The 14,078-nt window shown below is 63.6% G+C and carries 9 protein-coding genes; 6 read left to right on the top strand and 3 right to left on the bottom strand.

Annotated features, from left to right (window positions below; translation table 11 throughout):
- Window positions 1–3: 3 nt before the first annotated feature.
- Together AB4Z53_RS10365 and AB4Z53_RS10360 are read right to left on the bottom strand one after the other, a co-directional pair.
- Window positions 4–5,460: an MG2 domain-containing protein gene (locus AB4Z53_RS10365; protein ID WP_441595740.1), complete on the bottom strand. Its 5,457-nt coding sequence runs from the start codon at window positions 5,458–5,460 to the stop codon at window positions 4–6.
- Between the two features lie 211 nt (window positions 5,461–5,671).
- Complete coding sequence (locus AB4Z53_RS10360; RefSeq protein ID WP_113535218.1) at window positions 5,672–6,337, bottom strand: GntR family transcriptional regulator; 666 nt, start codon at window positions 6,335–6,337, stop codon at window positions 5,672–5,674.
- A gap of 291 nt (window positions 6,338–6,628) precedes the next feature.
- Here AB4Z53_RS10360 and AB4Z53_RS10355 point away from each other — a divergent pair, with 291 nt between their 5' ends.
- Window positions 6,629–7,660: a trans-3-hydroxy-L-proline dehydratase gene (locus AB4Z53_RS10355; protein ID WP_223728689.1), complete on the top strand. Its 1,032-nt coding sequence runs from the start codon at window positions 6,629–6,631 to the stop codon at window positions 7,658–7,660.
- 72 nt (window positions 7,661–7,732) lie between these two features.
- Here the strand turns inward: AB4Z53_RS10355 and AB4Z53_RS10350 are convergent, their stop codons facing one another.
- Window positions 7,733–8,353 carry a cupin domain-containing protein gene (locus AB4Z53_RS10350; RefSeq protein ID WP_113535216.1) on the bottom strand — a complete coding sequence of 207 codons (621 nt, stop codon included), beginning with the start codon at window positions 8,351–8,353 and terminating at the stop codon, window positions 7,733–7,735.
- A gap of 227 nt (window positions 8,354–8,580) precedes the next feature.
- Between AB4Z53_RS10350 and AB4Z53_RS10345 the strand changes: the two genes are divergently transcribed.
- The 5 genes from AB4Z53_RS10345 (at window position 8,581) to AB4Z53_RS10325 (ending at window position 14,057) form a co-directional block, all read left to right on the top strand.
- Complete coding sequence (locus tag AB4Z53_RS10345) at window positions 8,581–10,158, top strand: ABC transporter substrate-binding protein (RefSeq protein ID WP_441595739.1); 1,578 nt, start codon at window positions 8,581–8,583, stop codon at window positions 10,156–10,158.
- 63 nt (window positions 10,159–10,221) lie between these two features.
- On the top strand, window positions 10,222–11,163 hold the full coding sequence (locus AB4Z53_RS10340; protein ID WP_113535214.1) for an ABC transporter permease: 942 nt from the start codon (window positions 10,222–10,224) through the stop codon (window positions 11,161–11,163).
- Window positions 11,160–12,029 carry an ABC transporter permease gene (locus AB4Z53_RS10335; RefSeq protein ID WP_113535213.1) on the top strand — a complete coding sequence of 290 codons (870 nt, stop codon included), beginning with the start codon at window positions 11,160–11,162 and terminating at the stop codon, window positions 12,027–12,029. Before AB4Z53_RS10340 ends, AB4Z53_RS10335 begins: the two co-directional genes overlap by 4 nt.
- A 1-nt stretch (window position 12,030) precedes the next feature.
- On the top strand, window positions 12,031–13,044 hold the full coding sequence (locus tag AB4Z53_RS10330) for an ABC transporter ATP-binding protein (protein ID WP_441595738.1): 1,014 nt from the start codon (window positions 12,031–12,033) through the stop codon (window positions 13,042–13,044).
- Window positions 13,041–14,057 (top strand): ABC transporter ATP-binding protein, encoded by a 1,017-nt coding sequence (locus tag AB4Z53_RS10325; RefSeq protein ID WP_441595737.1) that lies wholly within the window; start codon window positions 13,041–13,043, stop codon window positions 14,055–14,057. The genes AB4Z53_RS10330 and AB4Z53_RS10325 overlap by 4 nt, the downstream gene beginning before the upstream one ends.
- Window positions 14,058–14,078: the final 21 nt, after the last annotated feature.

Here is a 14,078-nt window from a genome sequence, read left to right as displayed (position 1 = left end):
AGCCTATTGCGCGGCCAACACCTCCATGCGTCCGGTCGCGGTGCGGGCCGAAAGCTGCGGCCGGTACATATCCTCGACCGTTGCGGCCGGATGATCGTAGACACCGGGAGTCACTGCGCGCACCACATAGGCAAGCGTGACCTCGCGGCCGGCCCCGGTGCTGCGGTCGAGTGCTGCGACGAAGCGGTCGTTGCGGAACTCCGTGTGGGTCGCGGTGATTTCGCCGAGCCACTCGAAATTGCTGAGCTGGGCGCTGTCGACGAGGCTCGGATTGTCGATCTGGAAGCCGGCCGGCAACAGGTCGGTGACCAGCACGCGCGAGGGCCAGTCGTTGGCCTCCGTCATCTTCAAGACGACGACGTAGCGCTCGTTCTGCCGCGCTTCCATGACGTTCGCCTCGGCGCCATCGAGCGTGTAGTAGGTGCGCTCGATGGTGAAGCCGTCACCGCCGGCCGAAAGCGGCTGGGCGGGAGCCGCGACCGTGGTGACGACGGCCGAGACCGGATCAGCTCCCTGGTTGCGGATCACGACCGGATGGGTGGTCAGCGCGTCGCCGGTCATTTGGGCGGCATAGCTGCCTGTCTTCGATGCGCCGTTGACTTCGAGCGCCATGTCCTCGTCGCCGTTCTGGATGGCCCGGGCCGCAAGCAGCATCCAGGCCTGTTCCTGGGTGCTGGTATAGGTCTTCTGTTCCCATTCGCGGGCGACCATTTTCGATAGTTCCGGAACGATCGGCGGGACCGGTCGGCTTTCGGCCGCGAGCGCGAGCACCGCCGCGCCGTCACGCAGTGACGAGCCGTAGTCGGAGCGCGACAGGCTGACATTGACGAGGCCCGTCGACATGTTCGCCGCATTGGCAAACGTATCCTGCGAGCCTTGAGCGTCACCGTAGAGCGCGAGCGCCGCGGCGATGTGCGCCTTGGCGAGCGGCGTCGGGAAGTCGTTGATCAGCGTGTTGGCGTAGTAGCGCAGATCGTTGATCGCGGCCTTCCGATTGCGGGCGAGCACGTAGAGCGAATAGGCAATCTCGTTGCCGCGATCCTTGACATTCGTGTCGTAGCTGACGCCGTTCTGCAGATTTTCGAGGGCCTGAACCATGGCGGCCTCGGGCACGTCGTATTTCTGCTCGCGGGCGCGGGTCAGGAAGTCGGTGACATAGGCGTCGAGCCAGAGGTCGCCGTAGCCCGGACCCCAGAGGCCGAAGCTGCCTGACGACGACTGGTTGGAGAGCACGCGGTAGATCGCCTCCTGCACCCGTTTCGTCACGCCTTCGTCATCAGCAAGGCCGGACTGCTTGGCGAGTTCACTGAGGTAGAGCAGCGGCAACGCGCGGCTGGTCGTCTGCTCCGTGCAGCCATAGGGGTAGCGATCGAGCGTCATCAGCAGCGCCGGCATGTCGAAGGCGGCGGAACGGGTAACGCTGAGATTGACCGAAGCGCCCTGCAGGATGCTGTCGGCGAGCAACTGCCCGTCGATCGTCAGGCTGCTTCCCGGTGCGATCGCGACCACCTGCCGCTGTGTCACCGGCAGGGTTGCCGGACGCACAAGCAGATCGAGCGACTGTTCGAGAGAAAGGCCGTTGGCACCGGTCAGCGCCACGGTGACGACGCCGTTGCCAGGATACTGTCCGACCACCGGCAGGGTGATGGAGGAGCGGCCGCCCTGTTCCAGAGTTACCGTGTTGCCCGTTCCCGGCTGCTCCACGGTTGCCGGGCCGCTGGTCGTCACCTGGATCTGGTAGTTGCCGGCCGGTGCGTCGGTGTTGGCGATGTCGAGCCTCAGCTCGGACCGATCTCCTGGCGCCAGGAACCGCGGCAGGCTGGCGGTGACGACAACCGGATCGCGGATCACCACGTCGCGGGTGGCGTGGCCGACACCGGATTTCGTCCAGGCAACGGCCATCAGCCGTGCCGTGCCGTTGAATTGCGGGATGTCGAAGCTGACGGTGGCCTTGCCGTCGCCGTCAAGCTGCACCGGTCCTTCGAAGAAGGCGACCAGCTTTTCCGTGGGCGGGCTGCCCTGGAGCGCGACCTGGCCGCCGTCGCCGCCGGTACGCAGCTTTCCGGTGGCGCCAAGCGAGCCGTCGATCAGGCGGCCGTAGAGGTCGCGGATTTCGAGGCCGAGCTGCCGCTGGCCGAAGTACCAGGCCTCCGGATTTGGTGGCTCGTACCGGGTGAGGTTGAGGATGCCGACGTCGACGGCAGCGATGGTCACATAGGCTTCCTCATCGGCGCCGGCACCGGCGACCTGAAGGCTGATGTCGAGAGCCTTGCGCGGTTCCATTTTTTCCGGCGCGTCGAGCGTGACGGCGAGCTTGCGCTCGGCCGGATCAACGGAGAGCCATTTGATGCCGATGGCGCGCATCGGCATGCGGCTTTCCTGCGCATCGCCCGGCCGATAGAGCGTGGCCGTGACATAGGCACCGGCGCCCCAGGCGTCGGTGACCGGCAGGTCGACCTCGCCGCCTTCCGCGGCGATCGAAGCCGTCTGCGTCGTGATCAGGTTCTCGGTGCCGACGGTCACCAGCAGTTCGCCGGCAAAGCGCGGCGAGACCTTGAGCTTGGCGGTGTCGCCGACCGCATACTTCTCCTTGTCGAGCGCGATTTCCAGGCCGTCAGGGGTTTCCGTCGAAGTTGCGGCGACATACCAGCCGGCGTCGAACTCGACGCTCGAGGTCGGGCCATCGACCGAAGCCGTCTCGACTTCCAGGCGATAGCGCCCCCAACCGACGGGCACGGTAATCTCGCCGCCGTCTTCTGTCAGGTCGACGCTGCCGTTTGCCACCTGCTTGGTGGTGACGACGGGTTCGTACTTCCAGGCGCTGCCGTCGCGATACCAGTGATAATTGCGCTCGACGCTGATCAGCTTCCACAAGAGACCGGGCATTGCGGTTTTGCTGCCGTCCGGATCCACCGCGATGACGCGGAACTTGCCGACCGAGTTCTCGGCGAGTTCACCTTCGAATTCCGGCTTGATGCCGAGCATCGGGCCTTCGGCGCGCACCGGCAGTTTCAGCGAACGCTCAACGGCGCGGCCGCCAGCTTCGCGCATGCGCACGGTCACGGTTGCGTCGAGCAATTGCGTGGTCGAGGGCACTTCGTCGAGCAGGACGTCGAAGCTGGATTTGCCTTCCTCGTCGAGTGGCGAAAGTTCCTCGAGCGGCAGGCGCGTGTCCTCGCTCGCCTCTTCATCGGCGAGACCGAAGGAGTAACCCTTGAAGGCAGCGCTTTCGCGCGTCGGCTTGATCGTCACTTCGCCTTCAAGTTCCAGGCCGGCAGCCRGCGCGCCATAGAGATAGCGCCCGTCGACAGCCACGCTTGCTGTTTCGCCGACGGCGATTTCCTTGGCGTCGCTGGTGAGGTCGAATTCGGTGCGATCCGCCACGAAGTCATCGACGAGGAACTGCTTCTCGCCGATCGCAGGCGACTTCGGATCGGTGAATATCTGCATCGTCCAGGTGCCGCGCATGGCGTTTGCCTGGGTATTGAGGTCAAGCGTATGGCCGCCGAGCTTGCCACCGGCGCTGGTCATGCGGCGGTATTCGACACCATCCGGCCGGAGGAAGACGAAGGTCAGCGGCAGGTTCTCGATCGCCATCCCGTCGACGTCGCGGGCAAGCGCTGCTGCATGCACCGTCTCGCCGGCGCGGTAGATTCCCCGCTCGGTCCAGGCGAGAATGTCGATGGCGCCGGGAGCCGCGCGGCCCGTGACGCCGCGGTCGGAAAGGTCGAAACCGGCGCGGCTCATGTCGAGGAAGACGTAGTCGTCTTCACCCTTCTTGGCGGTGATCACCGCAGGCGTCAGGCCGGCCGTGCCGCGGATCAGGCCCGCCGTGAAGGTGACGCGGCCATCGCCATCGCTCACCGCCGTGCCGAGGATCTCGTTGTTTTTGGCGACGAGCTGCAGTTCCACACCTTCGATAGGCTCGGCCGTGGCCAGTGAGCGTACGAAGACGTTCAGCCCGTCGGTGCCGGCATAGGTGGAGATGCCGATATCGGAAACGACGAACCACTGCGTCGCGCGGGCGTCCCATTCCTGGCTGACGCCGGTGGTCGGTGCGGCGGTCAGGACATAGACGCCGGGCTTGCGTTGAGGCAACGCTTCGTCGACCGGGAAGCTGGTAACGACCTCCTTGTTGACGTCACGCTCGATGTCGATCGAGCCCTGCCAGACGAGTTCGCCGATTTCGTCTTCGATGCGCTGCGCGCTGTAGCCGTCGAGCTGGTTCAGGAACTGCGAGCTCTGCAGCACCTGGGCGATGCTGCGGTCGCCGACGCGGTAGAGTTTCAGCTTGGCGCTGTCGGTGTTGACCGAAACGATCGGGATGCCGCGGCGTGCGGTCGAAGGCAGCACGAAGCTGTCACCGGTGAAGCGCACCATCTGGGCGCGGTCCGCGACATAGATGTCGAGTGTCACCGGCGCCTCAAGCACTTCGTCGACAGTGGAGGGCAGGCCGGTGCGAAGGGTCAGCTTGTAGCGTTCGCCATGCGAAAGGCCTTCGATGCAGATCTGGTCGCCCTTGGCTTCCAGCGCCTTCGGAGCGGCACCATTGACGGTGACGAAGGAGGCATAATCGGCGCCGCTCTTTAAAAGCTGCTCGGAGAACTGCACGCAGGCGCGCGGCGTTGCAGCATCGGAATCAATCGTATGTTCGACGACGCGGAAGCCCTTGCGCTGCTTGAGATCGAGATAGGCCGCCTCGACCGATTTCGCCTTCACCAGTTCCAGGCTCGCCTTGTAGGCGTTCAAGGCGGCGCGGAAGTTTTCGGCGCCTTCGAGCGATTTCGCCATGACGGCAAGCGCATGCGCCCGGCTTTCGGTCGTGCGGGTCAGTTCATAGCCGTTGATCGCCGCGATCGCGGCTTGCATCGACACGGCCGAATTGTTGGTGATGCGGTTTGCCGTGCGCGCCGCCTCCAGCCAAAGCTCGGCGTCATCGGGCGTGATCGCCAGCGCGCCCTGGAAGGCCTTCAGCGCATTTTCGATATTGCCCATGCCGGCCTGGCCGCGCGCCATGTCGATGAGCGTATTGACGCCCATGCCCTGCTGGTCGTCGGCCAGCGCCAGATTGGCCTTGGTGTTGCGGGCATCCTGCAGGATCTGATCCGACAGGAATTTCAGGCGCGGCGGCGCCCCGATGTCGGCTTGTGTGGCCTGCGGCTGCACGACCTTTCCGGCGATGGCACCGGGGAAGGTGTTGAGCTGGTTATAGTCGGACTTGAGGAAGCACCACTTCACCTTGGGATTGTAGGTGAAGGCGCGGCAGGCCTGATCCGCGATGCATGTCTGCTGGCATTCGTCGAGCGAGACGTTCTGTTCGGTCCGGAGGTCGAAACCGAAATAGTCGCCGTCCTTGGTGATCTCGATCTGCCGTCCACTCTCCTGGGCAACGGCGGGGATGCCGGCGGTCAAAATCGACAAGAAGAGGGTGGAAAGGCCGAAAAACGCGCGCACAGACATCAAGTCCTCCCAACGCTGCCGGTCTCGATAGGGGCTTCACTTTTCAGGCTTCCGCTCCGCTTGTCAACCGAGGAGAGGTCGACGCGCCGTGCAATTTGAGCGGGAGTCCGGGAGTGAAGGATCAAATATCGATCCAGAATGAAACAAGATAAAACGATATGTAATTCAAACTATTATGACAGATGGCCCGGGGCGCGGCGAACCTGCGCCGCTAGCCTCGTTGTTCTCTGAGGAAGATAGTCAACGAACGGCCGGCGTCCAAAATATGGTCACGCGTCAGCGCACTCGCGCGCTCGGCGTCGCGCGCCATGCAGGCATCCAGGATCGCCTTGTGCTCGCGACGCGCCCGGGCGACGCCTGAGGTCAGCGTCAACTGCGCCCGGAGGTAGCGGTCGATGCGATCGAGCGAGGCGCGGACGATCTGCAGGTAGTAAGGACGCCGCGCTGCCTCGTAGAGACTGTAGTGGAAGTTGCGGTTGATTTCGCCCCAACGGTCGGAGTTGTCCTCTTGTTCGAACTCCTCGCAATGCTGGCGTGCAAGCTCCAGCGTGCGGCGGTCGAGATTGGGCACGGCAAGACGGATGACTTCGGCCTCGATGAGCGCCCGGAAATCGAAGATTTCCTCGATCTCCTCGATCGAAAGACCGGCGACAACGGCGCCCTTGTAGCGTTCGGTGGTGATCAGGCCGTGCTGCTCTAGTCGCGACAGTGCCTCGCGTACCGGGATGCGGCTGGTGTTGAACATCTGGGCGATGTGGTCCTGGCGCAGGTTCTCGCCCTCGGCGATGTCGCCTTCGATAATCGCCTTGCGTAATGCCTCATAGACGATATCGGCGGCTGAGGCGGCTTGCCTGACGTCGACGGCATCGAGTTTCATCGTGTTCAAACCCTGCTGGCCAAACCTTCCGGATCGGCGAATTCTGAAGCGTTTTCGCGCTGTTGGTCAATGGTCATATGTCCAATCCTGGTGTCGGGCAACAGAGGCGTTGGGTTCTCGCAGCGATTTTGAATATTTCATATTGTATATTGGATCCAATTTTTCTATGAGTCTTTTGGCCGGGTTCAGCGCCGTCGCGCGATCATTCCGGTAATATAGGAGGGCGGTCGATGCGAAGGGTATCGGCGCGCTCGGGTGGCGCCCGTCCACCAGCACGGAAGGAGCAAGGGCATGCGCAGCAACAAGGTCGTCCATATCGTTTCCTGCCACGCGGAGGGTGAGGTCGGCGACGTCATCGTCGGCGGCGTTGCGCCACCGCCCGGAAACACGCTCTGGGAACAGCGTCGCTTCATCGCAGAAGACCAGACGCTTCGCAATTTCGTGCTCAACGAGCCGCGCGGTGGCGTCTTTCGTCACATCAACCTGCTTGTCCCGCCGAAGGACCCGCGTGCGACCATGGGCTTCATCATTATGGAGCCCGAAGATACGCCGCCGATGTCCGGCTCCAACTCGATCTGCGTCTCGACCGTGCTGCTCGACAGCGGCATCGTACCGATGCAGGAGCCGGAAACGCACATGGTCCTGGAAGCGCCGGGCGGATTGGTCAACGTCGTTGCCCAGTGCCGCAACGGCAAGGCCGAGCGGATCACCGTCACCAACGTTCCGTCCTTTGCCGACAAGCTCGACGCCAAGCTCGAGGTTGAGGGGCTGGGCACGCTGACCGTCGATACCGCCTATGGTGGTGACAGCTTCGTCATCACCGACGCACGGGCCCTCGGTTTCTCGGTGACGCCGGACGAGGCGCGCGAACTTGCCGAAACCGGCATCAAGATCACCCGCGCGGCCAACGAGCAGCTCGGCTTCACCCATCCGGAAAACCCGGAATGGAACCATATCTCCTTCTGCCAGCTGACACTGCCGGTAGAGGAAAAGGATGGTGTTCTGCACGGTCGCAACACCGTTGTCATCCAGCCGGCCAAGCTCGACCGTTCGCCGACTGGGACCGGCTGCTCGGCGCGCATGGCGGTGCTGCATGCGCGTGGAGTGATGAAGGTCGGCCAGCGCTTCAGCGGCCATTCCATCATCGATTCGACGTTTGATTGCCGGATCGTCGGTGAAGCCACCGTCGGCGGACGCCCGGCGATCGTGCCGGAAATCTCCGGCCGTGCCTGGATCACCGGCACGCACCAGGTGATGCTCGATCCGGCGGATCCGTGGCCGGCCGGCTACCGCCTCGCCGATACATGGCCGCGCAAGCAGTAAGGTCTGCATTTGCGGGCCGCCTGGTTGCGGCCCGTATCTTTCGGCCACCACGTTCCGGCCAAGTCTGCCGGCTTAGTCTTCCTTTATGATCCGGGTGGTGCCGACCCAGAGTTCGCGGGCCGGCCCCGCGCCGACATTTCGGGCACGATGCGGCAGCGAGGCCGGGAAGTGCAGCGTGTCGCCGGATTTCAGCAGATATTCCTTGCCGTCGATCTCGTAGAGCATCTCGCCGTCGATCAGGTAAAGGAAGTCCTCGCCCTCGTGGCTCGTCAGTTCAGAGGCGTAGCCTTCGGGCATATGGGTGATGCAGCCGTTGAGTGCCGCACCGGGAAAGCCGCGCTCGATCAGTTCGTAGACGCGTTCCTTGGTCTCGACATTGTAGCCGGTGCGCTTGCCCGCGTGCGAAACCATCGAATGCGAATGCTGCGGCGGCTGCGACAGGAAAGTATCGACGCTGGTGCCAAGCGCGTTTGCGACGTTGTAAAGCGAGATCAGTGACGGGGTAGAGATGCCGCGTTCGATCTGGCTGATGAAGCCCTCCGTCAGACCGGCTTCGCGCGCCACGTCCTTCATCGTCTTGCCGATTTCCTTGCGACGGGCTCTCAGCATCTGCCCGAGCGAGGCGGGCGTCGCGGCTTCGGGGAGGGAGGCGCCTTCATGGACTTCGGGCGCCTCTTCGATCTTCAGGGGCATGATTTTCTTTCCGCTTGACTCACGTCTATCGATGTACTTTAGTCCAACTAAAGTTGGTTCGGCAAGCCGATCAGATCGAATGCCAGCCTTCTTGAAAAGGGGAACTACAAGAACGTCTTCGCGGCAATCCGTCGGCGGCAAAAAACACTAAGAAAAATTGGATCCAATATCCAATAAGCGTGTTCGACGCACGATCGATAGCGGCTGCGGTCAAAAGGAGGAGTGAGATGAAACGTATACTGCCTATCCTGCTCGGCACGACACTGGGGCTGCTTGCGGCCACCTCGGCATTTGCGATCGAACGCGGCGGCGCGATGACATTCGCGCGCTACGACGACTCGACCGTCATCGATCCCGTCTATGCTGACCGCAATCCGGACCTCTGGATGGTGAACGGCCTCTATGAAACGCTGCTGCGCAACGGCCCCGACGGATCTATCGTGCCAGGCCTCGCCGAGGCCCACGAGGTTTCGGCTGACGGCAAGACCATCACCCTGACGCTCCGAAGCGGCCTCAAATTTTCCGACGGCTCGGAACTGACCGGCGCTGACGTCGTCTTCTCGCTGGACCGGGCGCGCAATGCCGAACTCGGTCCCTGGGCCGGGCTGCTCGGCGCTGTCGACAAGGTCACGGCCGATGGCAACAAGATCACCGTGTCGCTCAAGAACCCCGACCCGACGGTCATCTCGATCCTCGCAACCTTCAATACCGGCATCATGCCGAAGGCGGCCTTCGAAAAGGCGGCAGGTGCGACCGACCAGGAAAAGGCGCGCGCTTTCTTCACTGCCGGTCCGATCACTTCGGGGCCTTTCGTCATGAAGAGCCACGTGCAGGGCTCGAGCATGAGCTTCGAGCGCAACCCGAACTACTGGCGCCAGGGCGAAGACGGCAAGCCGCTGCCTTATCTCGACCGGGTGGAATTCCTCGTCATTCCGGATGATGCGACCCGCATCCTCAAGCTGCAGGCCGGCGAAGTCGACGCGGCCGAGTTCATTCCCTTTGCCCGCGTCGGCGAACTCGGGGCCGATCCGAACCTGAAGATGGAGCTCTTCCCATCGACCCGCATCGTCTATGCGCCGATCAATACGCGCGAGGCGAAGAAGGACGGCGCGAAGAACCCGCTTGCGGACATCAAGGTGCGCCAGGCGCTGAACTACGCGACCGACAAGAGCGTGCTGATCAAGCTCGTGACCTTCGATACCGGCAAGCCGATGACCTCGCTGATGTCTGCGGCGACGCAGCTTCATTATGGCCCCGAGCCGCTCTATCCCTATGATCCGGAGAAGGCCAAGCAGTTGCTGGCGGAAGCCGGTCTTAGCGGCGGCTTCGAGGTGAAGCTCACCACGCTTGCAGGCAGCGCTGACGATGCGACGCTGTTTACCGCACTCCAGCAGATGTGGGCGCCGCTCGGTGTCAATCTCAAGGTCGAGCAGGTCGACAACCCGACGCGCGGCGAGAAGAACCGCTCCGGCGATTTCGATATCCACACCTACGGCTGGGCGAACGACGTCAATGACCCGGCGCAGGTGACCGGCTGGCTCGGCTACTACAAGCAGCGCCAGGCCGTCGGTACGGGCTGGAAGAACCAGGAATTCAACACGCTGTTCGAAGCCTCCAACGTCGAGACCGATCCGGCCAAGCGCAAGGACGAATACAAGCGCATGCAGGAAATCTACGCGGCGGAAGCGCCGCTGCTCTTCCTGTTCGAAACGCCCTTCGCCGTCGCTGTCTCCAAGTCGATCGAGGGCTACGTCCAGACGCCGCTCGGCGCCAACGACTTCTCGCAAGCCTGGCGCGCCGACTGATAGCGGAACGATCAGAGAGAGCCGGGCGGCAAGCCGCCCGGTTTTCCGTTGAAGGTTGGAACCATGCCCTCACTTTCCTATCTCGTGGCACGGCTGCTGCAGATCATCCCGACGTTCCTGTTGGTGATGGTCTTCATCTTCCTGCTCGTGCGCCTTTTGCCGGGCGACCCGGCGATCGCCATGGCCGAGGCCAAGGCGACCGATGCCCAGCTCGAACAGATCCGGCACAATCTCGGTCTCGATGAGCCGTTGCCGGTGCAGTTCCTCGTCTTCGTCAAGAACACACTGACCGGCGATCTGGGCCGCTCGATCATGCTGAAAGCGCCGGTGACCGAGGTCATTCTCAGCCGCTTGCCRACGACGATCTTCCTGGCGCTCTATTCGGTCGTGCTCGCGGTCTTTCTCGCGGGACCGCTGGCGTTTCTCGCGGCTTCACGCGTCAACAGCCCGGTCGATGTCGCCATCCGCGGCGTCTTTCAGGTCGGCCTTTCCATGCCCGTCTTCTATATCGGGCTCCTACTGCTGACGGTGTTGGCGGCGCAACTGCGCTGGTTTCCGGTCGGTGGCTACGGCAAGACCTTTCTTGCCAATCTCTACCATCTGATCCTGCCGGCACTCAGCGTCGCGCTCTATACGTCGGCGATCATCCTTCGCAATCTCAGGGCCTCGCTGATCGAGGTGCTCGACGCCGACTACGTGCAGTTCGCGCGGGCCAAGGGTCTTTCGCCGAGGATCATCATGACACGGCACGTGCTGCGCAATGCGCTCGTCTCGACCGTGACGCTGCTCGGCTTGTCGATCGGCAACCTGATGAGCGGCACGCTGGTGACCGAGACGGTCTTTGCCATTCCCGGCGTCGGCCGGCTGATGCTGGAGGCGATCTTTGCCCGCGACTATCCGCTGATCCAGGGCCTGACGCTCACCTTCGCCGTGCTCGTCTCCGTCGTCTTCCTGCTGACGGACGTCGTGCAATCCTGGCTCGATCCGAGGCTTCGCCAATCATGACGGTCCTGACCCAAACCCATCCGCGGACGCGGGGACGGCTGACCGCATTTCTGGCGCGCGCCTTCACCCGCCCGTCCTTCGTCGTCGGCATCGCCATTCTCGGCCTGTCCCTCGCATTCGCGCTGTTCCCCCAGGTCTTTGCGCCCTACGATCCGCTCGCCTTCGATCTGCAGGCGATCCAGCAGGGGCCGAGCCTTGCGCATCCCTTCGGTACCGACAATTTCGGCCGCGACGTGCTCTCGCGCGTCATCTGGGCCTATCGGGTCGATATGCAGATGGCCTTCTTCGCAACGATCTTCGCGCTCCTGATCGGGCTCACCGTCGGCGCCTTTGTCGGCTACTACGGCGGCATTGCCGACGTGATCTTCGGCCGCTGCGTCGATGCGATCATCACCTTTCCGTTCCTGGTCCTGGTGATCGCGATCGTCGCCGTCCTCGGTCCCGGCCTCGTCAACATGTATGTGGCGATCACCGCGGTGAACTGGGTCTATTACGCCCGGTTGACCCGGGCCGAAATCATGGCGCAGAAGGCCAACGACTATGCTGCCGCCGGCAGGGTGCTCGGCTATTCCGATCGCCGCATCATCTTCCGCCATCTTCTGCCAAACGCGATCTCGCCGATCCTCGTCTACTGGATGACCGACATGGCGCTCGCCATCCTGCTCGGCTCGTCGCTCGGCTATCTCGGCCTCGGCGCGCAGCCGCCGGCAGCAGAATGGGGTGTCCTGATCGCCGAGGGCCGCAACTTCCTGATGACGGCCTGGTGGATGAGCCTGATGCCGGGCATCGCCATCGTTCTGACCGGGCTCGGCTTCAGCCTCGTCGGCGACGCCCTTGCCGACCTGCTTCGACCAAAGGGGCGCTGAGATGAAAAGCACAGAAAAAGCTGTCGTGCTCGACGTCAGGCACCTTCGCACCGAGTTCGGCCCGCATGACCGCCCACTGGTCGCCGTCGACGACGTCTCGTTCCAGGTGGGGCAGGGGGAAATCCTCGGGCTTGTTGGTGAATCCGGCTCGGGCAAGAGCATCACGCTGCGCTCGATCCTCGGCATCATCCGGCCGCGCGGCCGTGTCGCCGGCGAAATCCTCTGGAACGGCCAGGATCTCGTACCGCTGAACGAGACGCGTCTGCGGCGCATTCGCGGCCGCGAAATCGCGATGATCTTCCAGGAGCCGATGTCGTCGCTCAATCCGCTGCTCACCGTCGGCCTGCAGATTTCGGAAAACCTCGTGGCGCATACGGACCTCGACGCCAGGGCGCGAAAGGCGCGGGCGATCGAACTGCTCGATCTCGTCGGCATTCCCGGTGCGCGCAATCGTCTCGATGATTTCCCGCACGAGTTCTCAGGCGGCATGCGTCAGCGGGTGATGATCGCCATCGCGCTCGCCTCCAATCCGAAACTGCTTTTGGCGGACGAGCCGACGACGGCGCTTGATGTCACCATCCAGGACCAGATCCTCAGGCTCATCCAATCGCTGAGCCGCGATCTCGGCATGGCGGTCATCCTCGTCACCCACGACATGGGTGTCGTTGCCGAGACCTGCGACCGTGTCGCCGTCATGTATGGCGGCAGGCTTTGCGAAATCGGCACGACTGCCGATGTGATCGCCGATGCGCGTCACCCCTATTCTCTCGGGTTGCTGCGCTCGATCCCGCGTGACGTTGCGCCACGAACACCGCTCTATTCCATTCCCGGTGCGCCGCCGGCACTGAACGTGCTGCCGCCTGGCTGCGCCTTCAGCGCCCGCTGTCCGGTCGCTGGTCGCGAATGTCCTGACATTCGGCCCGCGCTCGCAGCAAGCGGTTCGTCGCGGCTGGTTGCCTGCCATCATCTTGACGATGCCCATGCGCATTTCGGACCGCGGAGGGCGGCGCAATGACCACCATTCCTGCCCAGATAAGTGCACCGCCCCTGCTCTCGCTGCGTGCGCTGTCGATCCAGTTCGAGAAACGGCGTTCGTTGTCCGACACGCTCGCCCGGCGCCCGCAGCAGGTCGTCTCGGCGGTCAACGGCATCGATCTCGATGTGATGCCCGGCGAGACGCTCGGGATCGTCGGCGAATCCGGCTGCGGCAAGTCGACACTCGCGCGCCTGATCGCCGGCCTGCACCGGCCGACATCAGGCGATATTCTGTTTAAGGGCGAGAGCGTCGTCGGCCTCAAGGGAGCGAGGCGACGCGCCTATAACCGGCGCGTCCAAATGATGTTTCAGGATCCCTACACCTCGCTCAATCCCCGCATGACCGTGCGTGACACCTTGCGGGAGGCGATTACGGTGCATCGCATGCGCGAGGGCGCGGCGATCGACCGAAGGGTCGACGAGCTGCTGGAGCTGGTGCGGTTGCCCGAAGGCGCCGCCGACAAGTATCCGCACGAATTCTCGGGTGGCCAGCGCCAGCGCATCGGCATTGCGCGGGCGCTGTCGCTGGAGCCGACTTGTCTGGTCGCCGACGAACTCGTTTCCGCGCTCGACGTTTCGGTGCAGGCGCAGGTCGTCAACCTGCTGATCGAGCTTCAGGACGAGCTAGGCCTGACGGTGCTGTTCGTGGCGCACGATCTCAGGCTCGTGCGCCATGTCTCGCACCGGGTCGCCGTCATCTATCTCGGCGCCATCGTCGAAATCGGCCCGTCGGAGGCGCTGTTTTCAAAGCCGATGCATCCCTATTCCAAGGGGTTGCTGGCTGCCGCGCCGTCGCTTGACCCAGGCGCCAGGCGTCGCGCTCCGGCACTTGTCGGCGAACTGCCGAGCCCTCTTGCCATCCCGCCCGGCTGCCCTTTCCACGTGCGCTGCCCGCACGCGACCGAGCTTTGCCGCCGCGAGAAGCCGGCGCTCCGCCCGGTCGGATCGGGCATGACCGCCTGCCATTTCGCCGAAACGATCGGCGACGCCTGAAACTCCACTGGATAGGAAAGA

It is taken from the genome of Ensifer sp. 2TAB8 (genome assembly GCF_052115125.1).
In the GTDB taxonomy this organism is placed as follows: Bacteria; Pseudomonadota; Alphaproteobacteria; order Rhizobiales; family Rhizobiaceae; genus Ensifer.
Note: the sequence above shows the minus strand (reverse complement) of the source record. Positions and strands in the feature narration are given on the sequence as shown.

Bases quoted from the DNA above. Each gene is read 5' to 3' on its own strand.
- AB4Z53_RS10360 (WP_113535218.1), bottom strand. From the start codon at position 6,337: ATGAAACTCGATGCCGTCGACGTCAGGCAAGCCGCCTCAGCCGCCGAT.
- AB4Z53_RS10325 (WP_441595737.1), top strand. From the start codon at position 13,041: ATGACCACCATTCCTGCCCAGATAAGTGCACCGCCCCTGCTCTCGCTG.
- AB4Z53_RS10350 (WP_113535216.1), bottom strand. From the start codon at position 8,353: ATGCCCCTGAAGATCGAAGAGGCGCCCGAAGTCCATGAAGGCGCCTCC.
- AB4Z53_RS10345 (WP_441595739.1), top strand. From the start codon at position 8,581: ATGAAACGTATACTGCCTATCCTGCTCGGCACGACACTGGGGCTGCTT.
- AB4Z53_RS10355 (WP_223728689.1), top strand. From the start codon at position 6,629: ATGCGCAGCAACAAGGTCGTCCATATCGTTTCCTGCCACGCGGAGGGT.
- AB4Z53_RS10335 (WP_113535213.1), top strand. From the start codon at position 11,160: ATGACGGTCCTGACCCAAACCCATCCGCGGACGCGGGGACGGCTGACC.
- AB4Z53_RS10330 (WP_441595738.1), top strand. From the start codon at position 12,031: ATGAAAAGCACAGAAAAAGCTGTCGTGCTCGACGTCAGGCACCTTCGC.